28 protein-coding genes are annotated in these 23,032 nt (G+C 44.7%); all 28 read right to left on the bottom strand.

Annotated features, from left to right (window positions below; genetic code table 11):
• Positions 1-14: 14 nt before the first annotated feature.
• Positions 15-1,325 (bottom strand): hypothetical protein, encoded by a 1,311-nt coding sequence (locus VSQ61_RS09985; protein WP_334344283.1) that lies wholly within the window; start codon positions 1,323-1,325, stop codon positions 15-17.
• Between the two features lie 64 nt (positions 1,326-1,389).
• Entirely contained in the window at positions 1,390-2,853 is a 1,464-nt protein-coding gene (locus VSQ61_RS09980) for an MBOAT family O-acyltransferase (RefSeq protein WP_334344282.1), read from the bottom strand.
• A gap of 212 nt (positions 2,854-3,065) precedes the next feature.
• A complete protein-coding gene (locus tag VSQ61_RS09975) occupies positions 3,066-3,536 on the bottom strand; it encodes a pyridoxamine 5'-phosphate oxidase family protein (protein WP_334344281.1) in 471 nt (156 codons plus the stop codon).
• Positions 3,537-3,772: 236 nt separating this feature from the next.
• Positions 3,773-3,967, bottom strand: a complete 195-nt coding sequence (locus VSQ61_RS09970; RefSeq protein WP_334344280.1) for a hypothetical protein — start codon at positions 3,965-3,967, stop codon at positions 3,773-3,775.
• A gap of 165 nt (positions 3,968-4,132) precedes the next feature.
• A complete protein-coding gene (locus tag VSQ61_RS09965; RefSeq protein ID WP_334344279.1) occupies positions 4,133-4,276 on the bottom strand; it encodes an OadG family protein in 144 nt (47 codons plus the stop codon).
• Between the two features lie 244 nt (positions 4,277-4,520).
• Positions 4,521-5,657 (bottom strand): sodium ion-translocating decarboxylase subunit beta, encoded by a 1,137-nt coding sequence (locus VSQ61_RS09960; protein WP_334344278.1) that lies wholly within the window; start codon positions 5,655-5,657, stop codon positions 4,521-4,523.
• 309 nt (positions 5,658-5,966) lie between these two features.
• Complete coding sequence (locus tag VSQ61_RS09955; protein ID WP_334344277.1) at positions 5,967-7,232, bottom strand: RsiV family protein; 1,266 nt, start codon at positions 7,230-7,232, stop codon at positions 5,967-5,969.
• The gene (locus VSQ61_RS09950; RefSeq protein ID WP_334344276.1) at positions 7,229-7,723 is read right to left on the bottom strand and encodes a sigma-70 family RNA polymerase sigma factor; all 495 of its coding nucleotides are present in this window, start codon (positions 7,721-7,723) and stop codon (positions 7,229-7,231) included. Before VSQ61_RS09950 ends, VSQ61_RS09955 begins: the two co-directional genes overlap by 4 nt.
• 221 nt (positions 7,724-7,944) lie before the next feature.
• On the bottom strand, positions 7,945-8,532 hold the full coding sequence (locus VSQ61_RS09945; protein ID WP_334344275.1) for an HD domain-containing protein: 588 nt from the start codon (positions 8,530-8,532) through the stop codon (positions 7,945-7,947).
• Between the two features lie 291 nt (positions 8,533-8,823).
• Positions 8,824-8,982, bottom strand: a complete 159-nt coding sequence (locus tag VSQ61_RS09940; protein ID WP_334344274.1) for a GNAT family N-acetyltransferase — start codon at positions 8,980-8,982, stop codon at positions 8,824-8,826.
• A gap of 71 nt (positions 8,983-9,053) precedes the next feature.
• Positions 9,054-9,572, bottom strand: a complete 519-nt coding sequence (locus VSQ61_RS09935; RefSeq protein ID WP_334344273.1) for a PD-(D/E)XK nuclease family transposase — start codon at positions 9,570-9,572, stop codon at positions 9,054-9,056.
• Between the two features lie 285 nt (positions 9,573-9,857).
• Entirely contained in the window at positions 9,858-10,442 is a 585-nt protein-coding gene (locus VSQ61_RS09930; RefSeq protein WP_334344272.1) for a DMP19 family protein, read from the bottom strand.
• 192 nt (positions 10,443-10,634) lie between these two features.
• Entirely contained in the window at positions 10,635-10,997 is a 363-nt protein-coding gene (locus tag VSQ61_RS09925) for a hypothetical protein (RefSeq protein WP_334344271.1), read from the bottom strand.
• Between the two features lie 27 nt (positions 10,998-11,024).
• Entirely contained in the window at positions 11,025-11,453 is a 429-nt protein-coding gene (locus VSQ61_RS09920) for a C-GCAxxG-C-C family (seleno)protein (RefSeq protein ID WP_334344270.1), read from the bottom strand.
• Between the two features lie 73 nt (positions 11,454-11,526).
• The gene (locus VSQ61_RS09915; protein WP_502877030.1) at positions 11,527-11,637 is read right to left on the bottom strand and encodes a hypothetical protein; all 111 of its coding nucleotides are present in this window, start codon (positions 11,635-11,637) and stop codon (positions 11,527-11,529) included.
• 35 nt (positions 11,638-11,672) lie between these two features.
• Positions 11,673-11,984, bottom strand: coding sequence for a hypothetical protein (locus VSQ61_RS09910; protein WP_334344269.1), 312 nt, complete (start codon positions 11,982-11,984; stop codon positions 11,673-11,675).
• A gap of 22 nt (positions 11,985-12,006) precedes the next feature.
• Positions 12,007-12,807 (bottom strand): hypothetical protein, encoded by an 801-nt coding sequence (locus VSQ61_RS09905; protein ID WP_334344268.1) that lies wholly within the window; start codon positions 12,805-12,807, stop codon positions 12,007-12,009.
• 191 nt (positions 12,808-12,998) lie between these two features.
• A complete protein-coding gene (locus VSQ61_RS09900; protein ID WP_334344370.1) occupies positions 12,999-13,400 on the bottom strand; it encodes a YolD-like family protein in 402 nt (133 codons plus the stop codon).
• Between the two features lie 171 nt (positions 13,401-13,571).
• A complete protein-coding gene (locus VSQ61_RS09895) occupies positions 13,572-15,098 on the bottom strand; it encodes a Y-family DNA polymerase (RefSeq protein ID WP_502877029.1) in 1,527 nt (508 codons plus the stop codon).
• Positions 15,099-15,110: 12 nt separating this feature from the next.
• Positions 15,111-15,350 (bottom strand): hypothetical protein, encoded by a 240-nt coding sequence (locus VSQ61_RS09890; protein WP_334344266.1) that lies wholly within the window; start codon positions 15,348-15,350, stop codon positions 15,111-15,113.
• A 257-nt stretch (positions 15,351-15,607) separates the two neighbouring features.
• Positions 15,608-15,814, bottom strand: a complete 207-nt coding sequence (locus VSQ61_RS09885; RefSeq protein WP_334344265.1) for a hypothetical protein — start codon at positions 15,812-15,814, stop codon at positions 15,608-15,610.
• Entirely contained in the window at positions 15,786-17,501 is a 1,716-nt protein-coding gene (locus tag VSQ61_RS09880; protein ID WP_334344264.1) for an FAD-dependent oxidoreductase, read from the bottom strand. The genes VSQ61_RS09885 and VSQ61_RS09880 overlap by 29 nt, the downstream gene beginning before the upstream one ends.
• A gap of 1 nt (position 17,502) precedes the next feature.
• The gene (locus VSQ61_RS09875) at positions 17,503-17,823 is read right to left on the bottom strand and encodes a rhodanese-like domain-containing protein (protein ID WP_334344263.1); all 321 of its coding nucleotides are present in this window, start codon (positions 17,821-17,823) and stop codon (positions 17,503-17,505) included.
• A 243-nt stretch (positions 17,824-18,066) separates the two neighbouring features.
• Positions 18,067-18,402 (bottom strand): hypothetical protein, encoded by a 336-nt coding sequence (locus VSQ61_RS09870; RefSeq protein ID WP_160563361.1) that lies wholly within the window; start codon positions 18,400-18,402, stop codon positions 18,067-18,069.
• Between the two features lie 517 nt (positions 18,403-18,919).
• Positions 18,920-20,392: an SMI1/KNR4 family protein gene (locus tag VSQ61_RS09865; RefSeq protein ID WP_334344262.1), complete on the bottom strand. Its 1,473-nt coding sequence runs from the start codon at positions 20,390-20,392 to the stop codon at positions 18,920-18,922.
• 67 nt (positions 20,393-20,459) lie between these two features.
• The gene (locus VSQ61_RS09860; RefSeq protein WP_160563363.1) at positions 20,460-21,185 is read right to left on the bottom strand and encodes a class I SAM-dependent methyltransferase; all 726 of its coding nucleotides are present in this window, start codon (positions 21,183-21,185) and stop codon (positions 20,460-20,462) included.
• A gap of 139 nt (positions 21,186-21,324) precedes the next feature.
• Positions 21,325-21,774, bottom strand: coding sequence for a hypothetical protein (locus VSQ61_RS09855; protein WP_160563364.1), 450 nt, complete (start codon positions 21,772-21,774; stop codon positions 21,325-21,327).
• 47 nt (positions 21,775-21,821) lie between these two features.
• Positions 21,822-22,883: an RpnC/YadD family protein gene (locus VSQ61_RS09850; RefSeq protein WP_334344261.1), complete on the bottom strand. Its 1,062-nt coding sequence runs from the start codon at positions 22,881-22,883 to the stop codon at positions 21,822-21,824.
• Positions 22,884-23,032: the final 149 nt, after the last annotated feature.

Here is a 23,032-nt window from a genome sequence, read left to right as displayed (position 1 = left end):
CATTCCCTATACTTTCATTCTATCAAAACATAAGATTCATTTTCCTGCCAAAAGGCTTTCTGGAACACAATTTTCTTATTATAATTGTCAACCGCTACAATGTTCAGATCCCCAATGACAGGCTCCTCCCACTCCCATGCATTTGAAGGCTCCATCCATACCGTAAGTCCATTTTCCAACTGACAGACTTCCCGTTCCCCCTTCCGGTTATTCAGCCCCGAAATGGAATATACCTGTGAACCGTTATGTAAAAAGAGCGTATAGTCTCTCCCCAAAATCCATTCTGCAAGCTGCTCCCCTTTCTTTACATGGAGCATAGAATCGTCAATGGCCTCTGCCTGACTTGGGGACAATGGTTCGCTGCCAAAGTCTTTCGGATAGAGCTTCTTTATTTCACTGCTGAAGCGTAAAGCTCCATAACTGTTCAGGTGATTTGCATCAATAAAGCATTGTCTGTCATAGGCAACAATCCAATCCACAGTTATCCCTGGAAAATCCTTTTTCAAGTTCTCATAAAATTCGTAAACCTGCGCCTTGTACTCATCTGTAAAGCTTATGTTATCCGAATGGGGCAGCTTCACAATCCTTACCTGAATGTTATTTTCCACGCACAATCCAATAAGCCTTCTGTAATAATCCTCAAACAGCGGATTTAAGTAAAATTCCTCCAGAACTCCTTTTTTGCCTCCCTCAAATCCTTCCGCTTCTCTGGCTATATAACGGCCTCTGTGCAGCTCATCCTTCCTCTGTGTCTCCAGATTTTCCTCATACCGCTGGTTAAAGCCGGAATTCATAATGGCCGCTATATACTTATTGGGCAGGCGAAGCTCATAGGAAATGAAATCAGACTTATAGCTGTCGGTAATAATCGTAGGCTCATGGAAAATCTTTGCAAGTCTCACCATTTCCAGATTTTGCTCTGGCCGGAACCTATGGGAATACATGGTTCTCGTCCAGAAACAATCCTCCATGAGCAGGTGCGCATCCTGAAAGCTAATGTAACAAACTTTGGGAGCCGAATGGGTCGTAAGCCAGTCCTGGAGCACATAATAATTTTCTACAGGCGTCATTCCGCCCAGAGAAAGATTGATGACCGTGTCAGACAGTATCTCTGGCATATAGGCGGCATTTGCCATGGAATCTCCCAAAATAATGGTGTCGTAATACCAATCCTCCGGCGAATTTACCTTTTCCTTATTCCACAGATAATGAGGTGTCTCTCCATCCATAAATCCCATAGGATTCATCCATGTATATGCATAAATAACAATCATAGGCAGCATAACGCAGATGCTCTTTATCATTAGTCTAACAATATTTTTCATAGCTCTCCTTTTATTCTGACATACTGGCTGCATTTCCAAAGCGGCTCCCTGCCAAGGGTACACTTTAGAACTGGAAGTATAAAAATTCCTGTCCGGTAATATCCAGTGAAAATGTAATCAAGAGTACGGCTCCCCAGTAAACTGCATAGCGGAAGACGGCATTCTGCCCAGACAGCCGTTCCAGAATGTTAATGCCCAGCTCCTTCATAACGCTGTGAACGGCCAATGCCGCAAGAGCCACCAGCAAAATGGACATATTTCTTTCATTCAGCCCAAGCTCATAAAGGCCGTTGTTCAGCAGAAGTCCGGTATTACTCCAATCCAGAGATTGTTTCAAAATCCGGAAAGCTCCTGTCAGTGTATCAGAGCGGAAGAAAACCCAGGCAATATCCACCAGAACAAACGTTTTTAGAGTCCGCAGACATTTCCAGGAAAAATTCTCTGTATTCACATGAAGCCATCTATAACATTTGGATAATGCCGGCTCTATAAACTCCCCGATGATTTGGTATAAGCCATGGAGGGCTCCCCAAAAGACAAAGGTAATATCAGCCCCATGCCATAAGCCGCTGGCAAGAAATGTAATCAGGAGATTTCTGTACTTGATCCCCTTGCCTCTTCTGCTTCCCCCAAGGGGAATGTAAAGGTAATCCCGTAGCCAGGAGCTTAAGGAAATGTGCCATCTTCTCCAAAAATCCTTAATGGTACAGGCCAGATACGGCTGGGAAAAATTTTCCATCAACTCATAGCCCAAAACCTTTGCGGCACCTCTGGCAATCACAGAATACCCCATGAAATCTCCATAGATTTGAAACGCAAAAAGCACATTTGCCAGGACAAGCTGAAAGCCATGATAAGAAACATAATCCCCATAAACCGTATTTACCAGAACGGCACACCGATCCGCAACCACAAGCTTCAGAAAATATCCCCACAGCATCAAAAGAAGTCCCTCTCTTACTCTGTCATATTCAAATCGCCTGGGCTGTGCCAACTGCTTTAACAGGTTCTTGGAACGTTCAATGGGTCCTGCTACAAGCTGGGGAAAGAAGGACACGAACAGCGCATAACGGAAGAAATTTTTTTCCGCATAAATCTCTCCCCGATATACATCCATGGTATAACTCAGAGCCTGAAAAATATAAAAGGAAATTCCCACCGGCAGCAAAATGTCAAAAGCCGGAACCTGCAGTTCAATGTGAATTGCTCTGAAAATCTGCCCCAGCAGCTCTAACATAAAATTGATATATTTGAAATAAAACAGGATGCCCAGATTCAAGAAAAAACTCCCTGCAGCTATCCATTTTTTATAAGAGAACCTTCCCTTTGCCCGTTCCAGCAAAATTCCGCTCATATAGGTAATTGCTGTAGATGTCAGAAGCAAAAGAGCATATTTTGCATTCCAGCACATATAAAAATAATAGCTTGCAATAAGCAGCCACATATTTTTGATTTTCCGTGGGATAATGAAATAAATCAGTACTACAATCGGAAAAAAGATCAAAAACCCCATTGAATTAAACAGCATAAGTACCTCCCGAATCGTCCGTTGTCGTATGATCACTTGTTTTTTATTCTACTATTCCTCCCTGAATGATTCAAGTGAACCTGATAATTTTTTTATTTTAAAACGTGCGTATACGCCATAAAGCAGGGGAAAGCTACCGCTTTCCCCTGCTTTGCACTGCGGACTTCCGCTTCCAGCATCCCCTGCACTGCAGACTTAACGCCCCTCTCCACCTATTTTGCACGCCGCTTTCCCGTCATCTGCTCCACCCGGAGCTTCAGCACCCTGGTCTTCGACACCGTTGCCTCATTATACCGAAAGCCGGCCGGAACCGGATAATGCTCCATCAGAATATCCAGATCCGGTATTTTCTCTTCCTCCAAAACCTCTTCCACCACGCCAAAGCCTATTACGCTCTCATAGCACATGGTACAGTTTCCCCGCTCCATATCCGTATACAATGTATGACCGCAGTCCATCTCGAAGCAAACCTTGGGGTTCCTTTCAAGCAGCTCATACTTCATTCCCTCCAGGGCGCCATGAAAATACAGGGTCACCTGTGTTTCTTCCACTTCCATGCCAAAGTTCAGCGGAATTACATAGGGATATTCCCCTCCCTGCATAGCAATCCGGCAGACATCACATTTCCTCATTACTTCTACTATCTCATCAAAATCCTGAATCTCTCTGTCTCTTCTCCGCACAGCGGTTTCCCTCCCGTTCTTTCACTTCTCTTTCCCTTTACATAGCGGCAGGGCGGAAACAACTCCCACCCTGCAATTAATTCTACTATGCCTTTTTACCGCCTGCTTGTCAAGCATTTCAAAAAAATTTAACAATATTTAACAACTTCGCAAAAATCTTTGGAATACGTGCTGCCAAAAAAACAGATTGTGAAAGTTCCCGGTTACAGCGAGATTTTCTCAAGGCTGTCTGCTGCCTACTGGGCTGCTGCCGCAGATTTGCTCTTTTGGACTAACCTGATAATACAATAGTAGAACAATACCGATACGGCCACCTTTGAAAATACCTCTCCAATATGGAAAGAAAATACATAGGTTAATGCCATCTGCACCATGATAATAACTGTCATTGCGATTGTTGCTATTACTGCTCCTTTTAATATCTCTTTCATTTTGAATACCCCTTTTCTTTATTTTCTGATATTAGAATATCAGATTTCATTTTCCCGTTCCATTGATTTACCTTACAATTTTGATTCTTAGCTTACATTTTTGTAAGTTAGCAAAAGCATGGTACTTGGCTCATTGCCTGCGGGAATAAAGTTCTGAGGTTTCCGTTAATTCTTACGCTCCTGTTTCTCTTCTTTATGAGACAGCTTCCCCATCACACTCACTGCCAAAGTCAAAAGCCCAATTACTACAAAGATTCCAAGCATTCCTTTTCCCATAATTTCCAATGAGATCAAAAAATTCTGCCACATGCATTTTACCTCCTATTTAAGTCCCGTAGTACCTCTAACAGCACCACTATTATAGAACAATTTCCGGCCGCAAATAACTTGCGTCCATAAATTGTTCTGGCACTGCACGAGGTACTACTGATTTAAGTCCCGTAGTACCTCTAACAGCACCACTATTATAGAACAATTTCCGGCCGCAAATAACTTGCGTCCATAAATTGTTCTGGCACTGCACGAGGTACTACTGATTTAAGTTCCGTAGTACCTACAAATACGCCGACACCAGCCCAATAATCAGGCCGCCTGCAATCACCGACGCAATCTGCCCGGATACATTGGCTCCGATTGCATGCATCAGTATTATATTTCCCGGGTCCTCCTCCAGGGCCATCTTCTGGACTACCCGCGCCGACATGGGAAATGCGGAGATTCCTGCCGCCCCAATCATGGGATTCACTTTCCTTTTCCGGAAAAGATTCAGGAATTTTGCCAACAGCACGCCGCCGATGCTGTCAAAAACAAATGCAATCAAACCAATCCCCATAATCAAAAGCGTATCCACATTCACAAAAGCTTCCCCACGCATACTAAAAGAAATGGTCAGTCCCAAAAGCAGCGTAATCAAATTGGCCAGCACATTCTGCGCCGTATCTGACAGCGTCCCCAGCACACCGCATTCCCGAATCAGATTGCCGAACATAAGAAATCCGACCAAGGCTACCGACTGGGGAGCCACCAGCCCCACCAAAAAAGTAGTCAGTATGGGAAAAGCAATCCGCATCCCCTTGGACACCGTCCCCGGCATATACTCCATCCGAATGCTCCGTTCTTTCTTTGTGGTCACCAACCGAATGGCAAAGGGCTGCACAATGGGCACTAGCGCCATATAGGAATAGGCCGCCACCGCAATGGCCCCCACATATCTTGAATGAAGAATCTGCGACACCAGAATCGAAGTAGGCCCGTCAGCTGCCCCGATAATCCCGATGGAAGCAGCATCCTTTAAATCAAAGCCCAAAAGCACCGCTGTGCTCAGGGCAAAGAAAATTCCAAACTGTGCCCCCGCCCCAAACAGGAACATGGAGGGCATAGACAACAGCGGTCCGAAATCTATCATGGCGCCAATTCCAATAAAGAGCAGAATCGGCAAAGCCTCCGATGCCTCGATCCCCACCTGGAACAGCCATTCAATGATTCCGTTTACCACTCCGATTCCCTCTACATTCTGATTGAGCACACCGGACAAAGGCAGATTCACCAGAATCGCCCCAAAGCCCATGGGCAGAAGCAATGCCGGCTCATAGCCCTTTTTCACCGCCAGATAAATGAGCAAAATGCCGATTCCATACATAACAGCCTGTTGCCAGGTGATTTGCAGTAACCCCTCCCATAAAAATTCCATTGAATGCTCCTCCTTTGTTATTTTTGGCAGACAATTCATCTTTTAGAGACTTGATAGAATACTGATAAAAAAAGAGACCTCTGGCATCCTCTGCCAAAAGTCTCGTTCTTTCTTATGTGAGAAAGTGTGCAACCATGACACATAGGTCAGGGTATGTTGATTGCACCTTTTAACTACTCCCTTTTGTCTTTTTTACCTTAGCACAATCCAAAAGTACTGTCAACAAATAAGCCGCATTTTTACCATTCAAAAGCCTAAATACAGTATCTAATTATTTGCTGAATACTATACTTATTTGCTGTCAGAATTTCAATAATTAATTCCGCTTACTGCCAGCTTCCCATTTTGCACTCCAAAGGTAATGCTTGGGGCTCCGTCCTTGTCGTACATGGTAAAGCCGGCCATGCTGGGGCTTAAGCTGCTTTCGTCAGCTCCTGCTATGGAGCGAATCATTTCGTCCGTGAAAAGCTGATCTATGTTTAGGGAGGTAAACTCTTCTCTGCTTTCTACAATCTGTCCCTCCGGTTCAAAGCCTACATAAACAGGGAATCCTGTCAGATCTGCCAGCTTTTCTATATCCTTTTTGGCAACGGCTTCTTTTATCATGCCTGCAAATTGGATTATGGCTTCCTGGGGTACTTCAAAGCTGTCTACGTAGTTATATCCATTCTCTTCATAGTTATCCCCGGACTGCGGTTCTTCTTCCCATTCTGAAATCCTGAATTCCTGCTGTCCCGCTGCCCCCGGAGCTATCTCATATTGATCCAGTACAATTACCGGCACTCCGTCAGAGTCCATATAAAAGGCTGTATCTGCATCTATGCCTTTCCACTCGTCCATCCAATATTCGATTCCTGTCTCTTCCTCTCGCTTTGCTGCCTGACGGCGGATGCTCTGTTTTGCAATCTCCGCATACTGATCGCCCAAAACGTCTTCTAGGGTTATCCATTTGCCTGCTTTCAGATCAAAATTGTAATATTTTGTCTCGCTGTATGCATTGGTCCAATTTTCGGTTCCTATTACTGCCAGGGAGAGATATTGATCCGTCTGTGCTTTTACCTCATACCAGACTTTAATGGTTATGTTGTGCTCTATCCATTCTTCTTTTGTACCGCCGGTTTCCAGGAATGCCTGCTTGTATTCTTCCGCCCTCTCTTCCGCTTCCCTGGCATATTGTTCACAGAAGCCGTGGATTTCTTCATTTACTTCTTTCTCCAGGCCCTTTAAATCTTCTGAAATCATCTCAATGCTTGGGATTTCCACGGAGATTTTTAAGTCCTCTGTGTTTGTCTCATAGGACCGGAATGTTACAACTTCTGCCAATGCTCCAAGCACCGGGATATGGCTGACTCCCTTTGCGAAAGCTTCGCTGGTATTAATGCCTGCCGTAAACAGGACTGCTGTCGCTGCCGCTGCTGCAGCAGCCTTTTTTATATAGGAGTTTCTTTTTACTTTTATCAGGTTTTTATGATGCTGTTTCTCTGCTTTTTCTACTTCCAGCATAATCCGTTCTGAGAGTTCTTCGGGAATGGGAATACTGTCATATTTTTGCTTTGTCTCTTTCATGCGTTTCATATAGCTTCCTCCTCTCCTATCTTAACTTTTAGCGTCTTCAGGCCCCTGTATAGCTTTGCTTTTACTGTGTTCAAGTTCATTTTTAAAACCCGGGCAATTTCATTTAGCGACAATTCTTCATAAAATCTCAGCTTAATGATATTTTGAACATCTTTCTCCAATTGGTTGATTTCATCGTACAGGTCGTCATGGATTTGAAATCCTGCCTCTTCATAAGGAATTTCCCAGTGCTGATCATCATCTGCGAATACCAGCCGTTTTTTTGCATTTAAAAGAGCAACGCTTTCATTGATTACGATTCTGTAGAACCATGTTTTTATGGCGTTCTCGTTTCTCAGGCTTTCGTAATGCTCCAATGCTTTGCAGACGGAATTTTGCACCGCATCCAGGGCATCTTCCTGGTTTTTTACATAGCTGAAAGCCAGACGGTAAAACTTGTCCTGATTTTCAATGATGTAGGCCGCCAGTTTCTCATATAGTTCCTGTTTCAAAGGAATTTCGCCTCCTTTCTTTTTACAATGTATAGATAATTGAATGTCCGAAAAAGTTGCAATTCTTTTATTAAAATGTTCAAAAAGAAAGGGGCCGCCGGCGCAGCCCTCTTTTTTACTATTCAAATTATTTTTTTACCTTTGCTTTCACCAGCATCATCATGGGTCTTCGAAGCTCATCTTTCTTTCCCGAAAGCTTTGGAATTAGTGGCTTTTTGTCTCTATTCTTTCAGATTTCCTTTTTTGATGTGCTTCTTTATGATGCTGTCCGTTACTTCATACAGCTTTTCCGAACCCAGCTTTGTTCTTGACTGCCGCCCGTAGACCTGCTTTGCCGTCACGCCATGCTCTTTCCAGTCGTTTCCGTCATTGCTGTCGTTTAAAATCAGGGGCTGCAGGTTGTCCATGGCATGAGCATACTTGGATTCTGCTGTCTCGCCTGCCTCAAATTCATCAAACAATGCAATCAATTCCTGCTTTTGGTCCTGAGGAAGCATGGAATACAGCTTTTCCTTTGCCGCATCTTCTCTTGCTTTTTGGGTTTTGAGATTTTCCGCATCATAGGCATAGGTATCTCCGGCTTCTATCTCTACGATGTCATGGATTAGGCACATGAGCATTACCTTTGTTATGTCCACCTCTTCATTGGCGTATTCCCGCAAGAGGTATGCCATAATTGCCATATGCCAGGCATGCTCCGCATCATTTTCATTTCTTCCGTGACCGGATAAATGGGTCTGTCGGAAAATGTTCTTTTCTTTGTCAATCTCCATGGAAAAATCCAGTTGCTTTTTTAATCTCTCGTCCATATGGATGTCCTCCTGTTAACGCTTATTTATCTAGCAATCTGTCCGTAGGAGGCAACCTTTCCCTCTGGTATTTCTTCTACGGCAGATCGTATCTCGTATATCAAATCTTCTGTGAGAACTGCAGACATTTTATTTTCTCCCGATCTATATAGGCTAAAGCAAAGTTTTATTATTTAGTACATAAATTATTTATGGTATGACTTTGGATTGTTCAGGCACCTGCAATATCCTGTAAGTGCCTGCATATGGTACTCTGCTTTTAAAACGCTCGGATCTCTTTTGCCAAACTAATCAGCCGCTTTTTCCATTGAAAACTCCAAAAGAGCCTTGCCATAACCGCTCCGTGCAGCCGGGCCGATAAACATTCCAGAACGCTTCCCTTGTCAAATTCTCCACTTTACGGTAATCGGCAGGTGTCTCCAACCGGATCCGACAGCTGCTCCCATTCATTGATTTTCCTCCCAAAAGTTACATACTATGCTGTCAATGCGTTTCCGAACATTCCCTCTAAGGTCCACAGCTTATGGCTGTATTTCCCAATATTTTTCCAGATACGATTCTGCTTCTTCGGAAGAAATAGAAAACTCCTGAATTAATCTAGAACAAGTCGCCTCTCTTGTATAGGGGTATTCCTGCACATTTTTATTACGGCTTTCAGTCCCAGTTCTCTGCCCCTTTTGAATCCCTCCGACATACATCTTAGCCAGATAAAATATGGAACACTCCGGCCACAGCGGGAAAGACGCAAGCCGTATTTCCAGATCTATCCGGCTTACTTCCTCCTGGATTTCTTCCTTAAAAGTACCTTCTTTCCCTTTTGCCTGGGTTCGGACGAATGCCCTGACATCCAGAATTCCCTGTTTATCCTCCTCATGCTCTTTTCTCCGATGAGTCGGCAAAAGCTCTGTACTCCGGATGTACTCCGGCTCTATATCCAGCAATGCGGAGATAAATCCTTTGCAGACCTCTTCATCCTCCATCAATTCCTTAAAGCATAAATCCACCTTTGGTTTCATTAAAAATGCCTGTTCTTTGCTCAATACCGTTCTCCTTTCCTACTGGGTATTTCCGAAAAAAAGATAAGAACAGCAGTACATCTGTTTTTATTATAAAGGATTTCCTTTTCTGATACAATATCTTTCTTTCCTCACAAAATGTCTCATCTACGGGATTTTTCTGACAGAAACATCTGAAAATTGCTTAGAATCATTCGATAAAATCAGAATATTCCAGATTTTACCAAATGGCAAGTGAAATATTTAGATAGTTAAAAATTTTAGATACCTTGCACCGTTCCCGTACCCCGTCTGTACAGGAATCCTGCACTAGTGTACCTCTTCATCACACCCCTGATACCAGTCATAAATATCAACAAACAAAACTTTACTCCAATTTTCCAGTAAAAAATCTATAGATTTTGCTATGACTAAGCCATTCAAATTAGTTCCGATATCAAATACATCATCGATCCTGTCCTTAGAAAGTATAAGAAACCACTCCAATTTCACGATATATCGTACCGGTGCCTGCTGCCATATGTTGTTTGATTTGGTGAAAATGTCAGCAAGCTGCCGATACAAATTATCATATTCTTTATCATAACTGTCCTCGTCTGATTCATACAATTCTTTTGCTCTTTTTAATATATCAGCTTCATCTTCTACTCCGCAACGCTCAAGAGCCTCTATTATCTCTGTACATCTGCCGCATAAATTGCCATTTATTACATCATCTAATCCGTCCATCTGTATACCAGTATCATAATCAATAATTGAAATCACATCAGACACAAAAACCGGATATTGATTCAGAATTTCATAAACCTCCGGCTCAGAATAAATACTTGCCATAGCCTGTAAAAAATCATCACCTGTTAAATTCTGACTAAATGCCTTATCAATAAAATTCATGCCCTTATCACCCTCCCAAATTCCAACTGATGTATTTCATCCAATTCAATTATCCGCTATAAAAATGCACTTTCGTCCGTCCCCTTCCATTGAACAGATACAATTCAAAAAAATATTATAAAATCAAAACTTCCCCATCAAAAAAGAGTTCTTTGAAAAAACAATCAAAAAACACAATGAAAAAACTCCTGACTATCTATCTGTCCACCCATCAAACCTTTCAGATATCTGCGGATCATATAACGGGCAGCCGAAATCAATTAAAATATCCACAAGCAGGTTCATATCCTTCTCCTGCATACCATAGCAGTCAAACCGCACAATCTGAGATGTTGTAAAAATCTCAAAAGACCCCCGCCCTTCCTTCTCATACTGACTGTCACTCAAAGCCGTCCAGTCAAAAAAGACAGAAGCAACCTTTTTCAAAATTTCCTTTATGGGAAGCCCCTCTAGTTCCTCCATCCTTTCGCCATCGCAGCAGGCCCGTTCATATACCCTGCCATCATCATGAACGGCACCCTCTTTGTATTTCCAAAAATTCAAATCCATACTCATAACAAACCCTTCTTTCCTTTTTAAATTTTAATTGATGCCCTGCTTAACAAGCTCTGAAATATATTGATATGCAAAAGCAATCCCCTTGCAGGTCAGTGCTTCACACATATGCGGCGGATCGCTTTTGGAAAAGCCTGTGGGTCGCAGTTCCAGGCATCGCAGAGAACCAAAGGCTTTCTCAAATGCAGAAGCAAACCCATAACAAGCAGAGACAATCTCCGCTTCCTCTCTTCCCAGCTCATGCAGATAAATTCCTATAAACATAAGTGTGCCTTCCACCAATCCGCACTGTGCCCGATAGCCGCCGGCTCCATGCAGTCCGACTGCGGACCAAAGGGTCTGCGGCCGGATAGGCGTTTCAAATAATTCGCTTAAGCAAATGATTGTCGTCCTCGCACAATTGACATCATCCTTCCAGTACAATTCATGTACCCGGTTCCTTATATATTCCTTCATGCATCACCATCTCCATAGTCTCCGAATATGCAGGACGCCATATTGTCCGTCCCTTTCAAAAACCGTCGGTCGTCTATTGAACATTTTTATACAGCAGGTAATAATCCGTTTCAATATTTTCCGCCTGTCCTTTTAGCCAATGCATCGCATCATCCAACGCCTTGTTGTAGACAATGGGTGCCAAATGCTCGCAAAACAGATCGAGCAGCTGCTGTTCCTCTATGATTCCAATTTCCTCTCCCCGTACATCCCTGTTTCCACCAGTTCCTCACAGACGTGTGTAACATACTGGCTGCCCGTGACGGACTCAAATTCCTCTATGGATGCAATCCGGGGAATATCCGCCCTCGGAAGCTTTCCGGCATAGGAAACGGACGGGTTTTCCCGAATCGTATCCAGGGACACCGGCTCACTTTCATATTTGAGAAAGAGCTCCGGGTTAAAACGCCGGAAAAAAAGGAACGCCGCTGCAAGGCTTAGAATAACGGCCACTGTGGGGATTGCCTTTTCTTTTAATATTTTTCCATTCATATATCCCGTCTCCTAATCATTTTTATCCCCTACTGCTCTGCTCAAGAATTTCAAAATCCTCTTCTTCGTAAAACAAACCGTCTTTCCACTGGAAATAGTCTCTTATAATAATAGGATAGTTTTCGCCTTTCTGATCTCCTGTAAAATACGTGGTAATCTCTATATCCTTACGCCCGTCATTATTCATATCTTTTACCGCAATATCTTGTATTTCCGTTCCAACCTGGGAAAAGAACAGAAGTTTGTACAAAACATTTTGAGCGTTATCCGTGAAAAACACGATAGGATATGTTCGATCCCCTGTGTCAAACAATCCGGGTGTAACCAGGATTTCTCCCCAATTATCAAGTTCAACCGGAAACTGTAGCTGCTCGTTTATTCTAAATTCGGTTCCCTCGACCTCTATATCAGCAATCCGATAGGGTCTGTAGATGGAAACGTCGCTCATTTGCTCCTTTTTGAAATAGACAGTGTCATTCGCATATTCTACCTCTGCCTCTATTCTCTCGTCACCCATTAGGACAATTTTAAGATTCCCTGTATTTCCGTCTGCGTCAACGAAAAAACATTCTGCCATATTGCCATTTCTATGTCCGCTGAACATTCCCTCCCTCCTATCAAAATCCGGATTGTTCCGAACGGAAAAGATACCCTCAATCTCACGATTTCCTATTTTTTGAATCACAAAAGAAACCTTTTCATAATTACCGCCCTCCCAATCCTCTCTTATCCATATTTTTTGAAGATATTCGTCAAAATCCTCTTTTCGGCTTTGTTTTAACAGAAACAGGCCAAAAACCAGGCAGACAGTACCTAATACCATAAAAAATGGCTTTTATATTCTTATTCATTCTGCGAACTTCACCTCATCTTCTGAGGGCTTTTTGGGAAATGTCAACAAAGCCTTTTGTGTCCCCCTTTTGATTCATAAAATGTTTTCGGAATTTTGATTATAGCTTATATTAACGCCGTCCTCCCTCATCACTTCCCTCGTATTTTCTCCGGCTGCAACTCTCAAAAGCTTCCCCTTACAACCTCCCCCGCAATATCCAAAATCTGCTCAATCCCGATCTGCGTCCCATCCTCCATAACAATCATCTTTCCATATGGGTCCAATTTTTTCACATACCCAGTGACCTCCACATACATTCCCCCCTCTTTTTTATCATCCGGTTGGAAATACGTGATTGTGATCTCCGGCCGTTCCGGCATCTGTTCCATGAGCAGCCGCAATTTTTCATCCAAAATGGCTTTGCTGTTCTCATCCAGTTCTATCCTCTCCCCCGTGTACCTCCCCGTCTCCTGAATGGCGGCATCATATCCGCCAAGAGCCGCAAAGGGCGAGAACTGTGCCGCCCTGTCTGCCACAGCCATTCTGGGCCTTTTTGAAGAAGTATGATGGGGAAGCTCCATCATGTCGCTGTACCTTGACGTACAAAGTACGTCCGCCCCAGAGGGGCATGTATTACGGGGTACCCGTAGGGTATACTTTTGCATATCGTCTGCGTGATTCATCCCTTAATTCCCTGCCAATCCAGTGTCCGTACCGAAAATCCTTATGCACATTTCCGGTCTGTTTCTTTAATCTCAGGCTTTATGCCCGCCTATCTGATTGTTCCTGTCCGCCGTAGTGGCACCCTCCCTGAGATTCATGCCTTTTAAGACAGCGTTCTTGCCGTATTTCTTCTTTATGGACAAGATCGTCTGCTGCATCCTTTTTTCTTTTTCCAGGGCCGCTTTCTCTTCTGCCCGCTTCTTCTCCCTTGCCCCATAATCCGTAAACAAATCCAACTGCTCAAAGGCGTCTTCCCTATCCCCGACCCCCTCGCTCACTACCCGGTTTGCCGTAAGATACACCCGCCTTACAAGCAGCCTTGGATCAACTATTTTATCATATAAGGCAAGCACCGCATCCGTAATCGGCCTTGCCAGTGAAGTCTTATGCTCCAGATTGCCTGTGCCGTGGGCATGCTTTGGAACCCGCCGTCCATAGCGGTCCACCGCAACCGGGCCTTTATAGGACTTATTTCTTACCGGGTCCGTAAGATTTTCCCTGTCATATCCTACCGTAAGCACGATCTGGTCCGTCACCAGACCCTTATCCATCAAATCCAGGGCAAGAAGATCCGCCATTTCCATCACGATCAGGCGGGCCTGTTCAAAGGTATAGGGATAATGGAGCACCTGCCCGGAGCCCACGCTGTTGGAGTTTGGCTTATACGCTTTGATATCCGCAATGGTGCACGGCTCCCAGCCCCAGGCATGATCGATCAAAAGCTCCGCATTTATCCCGAAAAGCCGATACAGAAGATCCTCGTTATGATATTCTCCCGGCTTTCCAATGGAACATCTGGCTATATCCCCCATCGTAAACATGCCGTTTGCTTCCAACTTCTTTGCGTAGCCCCCTCCCACACGCCAAAAGTCCGTGAGGGGACGGTACGCCCAGAGCAGTCTGCGGTATGACATCTCGTCCAGTTCTGCAATCCGAACGCCGTCCTCGTCCGGCTCTACATGCTTGGCCACGATATCCAGGGCCACCTTGCACAAGTATAGATTCGTTCCAATCCCTGCCGTTGCGGTGATTCCGGTTGTCTCAAACACATCATGTATAATCCTCCGGGCAAAGTCCCGAACGGACAGATTGTTTGCTTTCAGATAGGGAGCCGCATCCATAAAAACCTCGTCTATGGAATATACATGAATGTCCTCCGGTGCCACGTATTTCAAATAGATCTGATATATTTTTGTGCTCCACTCCATATAATGTGCCATCTGGGGCGGAGCCGCAATATAATCAACTGCAAGCTCCGGATGCTCCTTTAATTCCTCCGCATCCTGGGACGCTCCCGTGAACCTCCTCCCCGGTGCACACATGCTCCGCTGTGCGTTTATCTCCCTTACTCTCTGCACCACCTCGAACAATCTGGCTCTCCCGGAGATTCCATACGCTTTCAGGGACGGGGATACGGCCAGGCAGATCGTTTTTTCCGTCCTGCTCACATCCGCCACCACCAGATTGGTAGTCATCGGGTCCAACTTACGTTCCACACATTCTACGGAAGCGTAAAAAGATTTCAAATCAATTGCGATATAAATAGAATGATTCATCATTTCTCTCCCGCATTATAATTCCCGAACCCCCGCTTGCTTCAACCAACCTTTCAGCTTCTTTATGGGAAATCCGGTAAATGTATACGCATCTTCTTCCAGTCCATGCTGCCCGATTACCGTTTCCTCCGCCTGACCATATATGGTTACGGACGGGAAAAAGAGAAGTATTCTGCCAAAGGTAAAGCCCCTGATATTCGATAATTTAAGCTCAATATCCGTATAAGTACTCAGGAAAACTCTTTGGCTGGTCACATAGATTGTGGCATGCCGGCATTGATAAGTATGCTTTTCTAAATCCCTGTAAGATATTAGTGGCCTGTATCAGAAACTCTTGTGCATATTTCTGAGGATATTTTTCCGAGAGTGCAGGTCAAAAAACGCAGACGTAGTGGTGCTACGGCGAGGCTTTTTGACCTGTGCTATCGGAGAAATAGACCGGAAATATGTACAAGAGTTTCTGATACAGACCACTAACCCCTGTCCAATCAGCGACTCGCCCGAATAAAGCCTTATGCCCGCCATAACGATTCCTCCAACACTTCCCCCATACTCCTATCCCTCATCCTCCCGGCTTGGGATATGTCAATCCTCTTCAAACCTCCCATTTTAGTAATTATACCATAAACTCCTATACCATCATAGCCCAACTGCTCTTTCCCAAAACCTACCGCAGAAAAGTCTGCTGTCTTATTTCCCGGCAGCACCTTTTCTGGCACAATCCATCCCGCAATCATACGCCCTTTCAATCAACGCCCGATCATTCACCACCGCATCATAAAACCGAAATCCCCCAGAAAAGTTATAAGCTTCATACCCATTCCCCTCCAAAATCCGGCAGGCAATATAACTCCGCAATCCACTCTGGCAGATCACATAGATCGGCTTACTGCAGGCAACCTCCCCAAGCCGTTCTCTCAGCTCATCCACCGGAATATTCACAAATCCCTCCATATGACCGGCCGCAAATTCCCCTGCCGTTCGTACATCCAACAGCGTAACGCTGCCGTCCCTTGGCACCTTATGGACATCCGCCAAATGCCACTGCTTCAGCGTACCATTGGCAATATTGTCAATCAGAAATCCCGCCATATTTACCGGATCCTTTGCGGAAGAATAAGGCGGTGCATAGGCAAGATCCAGATCCTTTAGCCGGGTCGCTTTCAATCCGGCATGGATGGCTGTAGCCAATACGTCAATCCGCTTGTCCACGCCCTCATATCCCACAATCTGAGCCCCCAGCAAACGGTAAGTCTCTTTCTCAAAGACCACTTTCATCGTCATCACCCTGCCACCGGGATAGTAACCGGCGTGGCTCATAGGCGAGAGAATAACGCTATCCACATCCAGTCCCTCTTTCCCTGCATTCGTCTCATTTATACCGGTGGCAGCGGCCGTCATGCGAAATACCTTGATCACGGAGCTGCCCTGGCTTCCCAAGTAACGGCTGTCGCCGCCGCAGATATTATCAGCAATGATACGGCCCTGCTTGTTGGCGGGACCTGCCAGGGAAATCAGAGCATCCCTGCCGGTAACATAGTGCTTCACCTGCACCGCATCCCCTGCGGCATAAATATCGGGCACAGAAGTCTCCATCCGGTCATTGACCACGATGCTGCCCTTTATGCCAAGCTCCAGACCGGCTTCCTTTGCCAGAGCCGTATCCGGAACAACGCCGATGGCCAGTACCACCATGTCGGCATGGAGAGGTGCTTCATCTTTCAGCAGCACATCCACGCCGCCGTCCTTTTCCTCAAATCCCTCCACGGTACGGCCCAGAGCAAGCTTCACGCCATGCTTACGCATTTCGCCGTGGATCATAGACGCCATATCTGCATCAAAGGGATTCATAAGCTGCTTCGGACGCTGAACGATAGTCACCTCCATACCAAGCTCCCGAAGATTCTCCGCCAATTCCAAGCCGATAAAGCCGCCGCCTGCCAAAACAGCAGATTTCGGATGGTGTTCATTGATGTACTCCTTGATCCGGAACGTATCCTCCACCGTCCGCAGGGTAAACACCTTGTCCATATCCACACCGGCAAGTCTGGGTCGGGCCGGCTTTGCACCGGGAGACAAAATCAACTTATCGTAGGTCTCTTCAAATTCCTCTCCGGTCTCCAGATTTTTGACAGAAACAGTTTTCCTGTCGGGATGGATGCGAGTAACCTCATGGTGCACTTTCATTTTCACCCGGAACCGGGAGAAAAAACTCTCCGGGGTCTGCAGGGTCAGCTCTTCGGAGTCCGTAATCTGATCTCCGATGTAATAAGGCAGGCCGCAGTTCGCATAGGAAATATACCCCGAACGCTCAAAAACGAGGATCTCGGCCTGTTCATCCAGTCTTCTGATTCTTGCTGCGGCAGTCGCACCGCCGGCTACTCCTCCTACAATCACTACTTTCATCTTATTGTTCCACCTTTCCTGCGTAAGCGGCAATCCCACCGATGTTGTTCACTTTGGTGTATCCCATACATTTCAGTATCCCGGCTGCCTGACGGCTGCGGGAGCCGGAGTAGCAGTATACAAACAAAGGGGTATCTTTATCCCCGGCCACGGCGGCCGCTTTTTCAAGCTGCTGCAAGGGTACATTTTTGCTGCCGGGAATATGGCCCTCCCGGTATTCCGAAATGGTACGCACATCCAACAGGACGGCACCGGGAGTGGCCTTGTATTCCTCCACGCCCTGATTGATATTCCCTTGTCCGAAAAAATTAAAAAAGCCCATGACTACACCTCCTTACAGCATCCCGGTATGTTCCTCCGGAAGTGATTCTGATTGATATTGACAGCAGACATTTTGTCGTCCTCCTTTTTCTTATGTAGTTTTACTCTTTATGTACAAGAATATTATAACCGGAAGCTTCGAGATTTTCTGTGATGACATCACCAAATTCAGCAGAAATTGAAAACCCAGCAGCTATAAATAATAGAACAAGCTTTCATAAGTCATCATAACTACCTTACTGCATTATTTATTACTTTTCTCACTTTCCAACATTGCTCGGACTATCTCTGTTTTATCGCCATAAAAATAATTTGGTTTAAATCTACAATAATTGTAATATCTTATGTCTACCCAATTATATATGTACTTTACTAAATCTTGCTTTATTGCATCAAATAAACCCCAGAAATCATTTTTATCATAATCTCTTCCTAAAGTTAATTTTGCTGCATAAAATTCAAAGCTATAATCTGCAAGGATGCTTCTTAGGTTTTCATCATATATTCCATTAATATTTAGAACATATTGCTGGCTGTTTATTTGTTTAAGGGCTTTTTCAATCCCATCTATACTAACCATCAGCTGCTCATTAAAGTTTTCATTTTTTCTTTTATATTTCCGACTTCAATTAGTAAAGCAACAAGTGTAGATGCCACACATACAAATGACAAATTCTTGACTATATTCCTCCCATATCTTTTGTATCCTTCTTCTGCAGAAGCCTCGGCTTTGCAAAATACACATCCATTGCCTCAAGCGAAATCTTATGCTTTTCCTTGTTTCTAAGATTCTTATTTTCATCCCATTAAAATTTATTTTTTAACCATTCCTCTTAGATTATCTATACGAATAATATATCAGCAAATAACAAGTCCATCAATTGCATTTTTATATGCGTTCTATTTCCTGTCTATCCACCCATCTCTTTAAGACGAGAACCAAAACGGCGGACAAGATCCTTGCCCATACGGTACTCCACCAAAAAAACAGGCATTATCTTTGCACACTCTCTATTCACACCAAACCTGCGGTTCCGTCCAAAAAAATGTGTGACAACTCCGCTTAGAATTGTCACACATTTTCTTTCTTAAATTCGCTATGCTCCCTGAAATCCATTCTGCTGTTTCCACGCTTTCCATCTGCCCCCATCCATCAAAAGCTTAAAGCCGCCCCGGTAATCCAGGCCGAAATAGTCAAACTGCCGCATCAGATTGCTCACAAGCTGTCCCTCCGGCCTGCTTGCTCCCATGCAGCCGCCGCCCCTTAAGACCATCTGGCTGCCTTTATAATCAAACACCGCATTTTCATGGGTCCTGTACTTGTCCATAAGCCGTACATACAGTTCCTGCAGCTGCCGATCATCCACGCCCTCCGTACACCAGACGGCGTAGATCAGCAGCGTGGGATTTTCCTCTTTGGACAGATAATGCAGAAAATAATCCAGCACCTCTTCTTTTCCTTTCAGCTTCTGGATACAGTGGAAAAGTGCTATTCTTCCATTATTATCCAGATCCTCTCGGGCCAGGGCATCCTTTAGTCTTCCCGCATGGACATTGGGATAATCTTTCATAATAGCGATGGTATGACAGGCATCCCGGAATCCCTCTCCCCGGAGCCTGAGCAGTATCTCAAATACCCTCTCATACCATACTTCTTTCACCTCCCAGGTTCCCTCATAGTTGATAATGGAAACCGCTTCCGCATACGCTCCCCATTCCCACAGCTTTTCAAGCTCTTTCGTCATCCCCGGCACATGGAAATGAGCCAGCAGCTTAATGAGCTTCATCCGCACTTGCACGTCGGTTTCCTGTGCACAAGCTTTCTTAAAAAATGTCTTCTGTTTTCCGGGCAGGGATACGAATTTATAGCAGCTCTCTATGATCTCCGTCTTTTCCTCCGGATCTTCGGTCTGCTCGTACAGTTCCATCAACTGGCCGGAATTTCCGTCCAAATACAACCCAAATCCCATTTCCTCGTCGCTGTAGCCTGCAATCACCTCCCGCAGCCACCGTTCATACCATTTAAGGAACCCCTTTTCCCGCACAAAAAACGGCTGACCGCAGTAATCCTCATCATAATAAACCACCTGTCCCCGGTAGTCTCCTGTAAGTACCAGCCCTGTCATAAGCGTGCAGCCCTGGCTGCCGATAGGGAGGACTCCGGCGTACGGATGCACCTCTTTCCCCTCTCGCCTGCCCTGTGGATCGGCCGCCCTGTCCCAGTCCTCATCACTCATCTTCGGATAGATCACCGGCTCTTCCCGGACTGGATAAAGACGAGAGCCACGGGAATCGCAAAGCTCCTTTTTGAGCGTCTCCACCCCATAAAGTCCATAATAAGGGCCTGCACCGCCATTTCCCACCAGCATCAGAAAATCCCGATATTCTTCCGGCAGACGGATGCCCTGCTGCTGTTCAAATTCCCGTATGGTCTCCTCACTGGCAGGCGGTGACAGCTTATACTTGTGGCTGTACGCCCCAAATCTTGCAAAATCCGGGTCTTTCGCCCTTGCCTGCTCCAGTAATTTTAAGATACGCTTTGCCCATGAGGGCTGTCCTGTCTTTCGCATTTTTCTCTCCTGTAAAACCATTCAAAATCTCCCCTCAGTGAGCAGGGGGACGATAACAAACCGAAACTTATTCCTGCGGGCAGCGAGCCAAGCGGACATGTCCATTTGACTTTATTCCCCAAAAACCAACCTGCATATTGGAAAGCCATAATATTTCAACAGCTTTAAATCCGCTGTTCTTCATTAGCTTTAAATGCTCTTTCCATGTAATCGGAAAGTAGTCTTTTCCATATCGATCTATATGCTTCCTGATCTCATCCGGGCTTTTTCCCTGCTTCATCTGGTATCTTTTCCATTTTTCCAAATAAATTGATTTTCCCGCATCCGTAAGCGGGGCAAAATTTTCAAAGCTGATGAATACGCCATTCTCTTTTAGTGCTTCATAACACTTCCTTAATGCTAATTTGCGTTCATGCATCTGTAAATAGTGGTTTACCTGTATCGCAGTAATAACATCGAATTCATTTGCGTAGGCTAAATTTTGAACATCACAAACAGAAAATTCCGCATTCGGGCGGCTGAAACGCTCTTTTGCAATTCGTATCATTTCATCGGAAGCATCGCAAAAGACAAACTTTTCAAGCTCTACCGTTTCAAAAGCAATACTCCCCATCTTTCCCGTTCCGCAGCCAATGTCAAGCCATGTTACCGGGGAGTGATGCAGAGTTTTTACCAGCTCTATGACTTCTTTATAAAATACGTCATAATAGGGAAGTGTTTGTTTGATTTTTCTGTCATATTCACCTGAATCAAATGCAGATTTATTCCCGCGGGCAACGAGCCAAGCGGACATGCTGGCATGTCCATTTGGCGACTGCCGCGAGGGTCAAATACCCCGCAGCTTGCTGCGAGGTATTTGACTGTCCATAGTCGATTTCCTCTATAGCTTCCTGTTTTACGCTTCCTGCAATTCCCCAACAGACAGGAATCTGCTAAATAATAAAATTAACGATTCCATATACCAAATGACATATTGTAAAAATTGAGATTGGAAGAACCGCTATTTCATTCTTTCTATCCATAGCAAAGAAGAAAAATACCAGGCATGGCAGAAGCGTCAATCCCAATATGACAATCCCATTCGTGATGCCCATATAATAGAATGCCCAGCTTGCAAAATATAGCAGACAACTAATAATTACGGTAATGATTAATCGTGAATGTCTCACCTTTTTTCGCTCACGATTTACAAATATACATAAAGAAATGACCATCAGCACTTGACATACAGAAGCCACTGTATCAAGTGTCGCAGTAACCGAATCTGCCCTCAATATGTCATTTGGTGCAGGGACGGCAAACCAGATAAAATTGGGTATCATAAGAGTGAAAAATAGCAACGCACCCCAAATATCAAATCCTATCTTATATTTTTTCAGCATCCAAATATCCTCACAATTTCAATTTTATATTGCTTGAAAGCAGCCAATTAGTCCTCGTTTTTGAAGACCAATCGGCTATCTTGATCGGATGTATGGTCCTCCCTGCTCACTGAGATTTGGCCATGTTTTTTTATCCTCTCACCAATCTCCTCGATCACAGCCGCTTCGGTCTCCAGCTCTTCGGCAATCACAGGGATGCTTTTTCCTCGCTCAAGCTTTTGGCGGACCAGCTTGACCAACAGATCGGACTCCCCTTTCCGATATCCGTCCCGTTCGCCTTTTGCGTAGCCGTCCTCTTCTCCTTTGCTGTAACCCTCCAACTTTCCTTTTTGATACCCGGCTTCCTCTCCCTCTTTATAGATCCCCCTCATATGGGCCTTTTCATCGTATTCCGTCAACAGCATATGCAGCACCTCCGCTTGATTTTTCCTCAGAAGCTCTTCCAGGATTCCTTTTTGAATACAGCAGTCCACAGCTTTCATTATGGCAGCTTTGAGAGACATATTCCGGTCCAGGTTCTCATTCACCTCTGCGATAAATTCCGAGTATTCCCATAGCCGTCTGCATTTTTCCAATAGTTCCTGGTTGTGACCCCGGTTGATATTGAAAAAGACTGCTTTGCATTCCAGGCAGCCGGAACCCCGCCCTGTCTCAAAGGCATCCGAAAGAAATAATTCTCCCCGATCCGCCTGCTCCTGTTTCCCATTGTAGAAAATGACGTACTCCGGCGTGGGCAGCTTTATAAGCTTAGAGCTGTATAGCTGATCCTTGTGCTGTGCCACAATCCCCTCGTACTGCCGGGAAAAGTACAAGAGCCCCCGCAAAGGCATGTTCGGCGAGTAAGTACTCTGATGCTCGTAGAGATTCAGCTGATTCGCAATGATAAAGGACATATCGTTCTTCATCTTCATAAAGATTGCATCCTCCAGGGTCACAATCTCCAGATCATCCGCATTGCTGTAAGCACTCCCGTTTACCGCATTGTACAATTCCAGCAGATCCTTTTTATCCCGGAACAGGAAGCGAAACAGGCGATCCTTATATTTCCTGTTAATACGCAGTCTCCTCCACAGAAAATGCTTCTGATACCATTTTAAATTATTTGCCATAAACTATCCTCCATTATACTTGATTGTTTTCTTTTTCTCAATCACCTGTGCCTGAAAATTTTCGGGATTCCCGTTGAAATTAATAAAGATACTATTGAAAAAAGATGATATCTTGATTATACAATAAAATTTGGAATTTTCAACCTGTT

The organism is Candidatus Merdisoma sp. JLR.KK006 (assembly GCF_036941035.1).
Classification (GTDB): Bacteria; Bacillota; Clostridia; order Lachnospirales; family Lachnospiraceae; genus Laedolimicola.
This window is presented reverse-complemented; position numbering and strand designations above follow the sequence as displayed.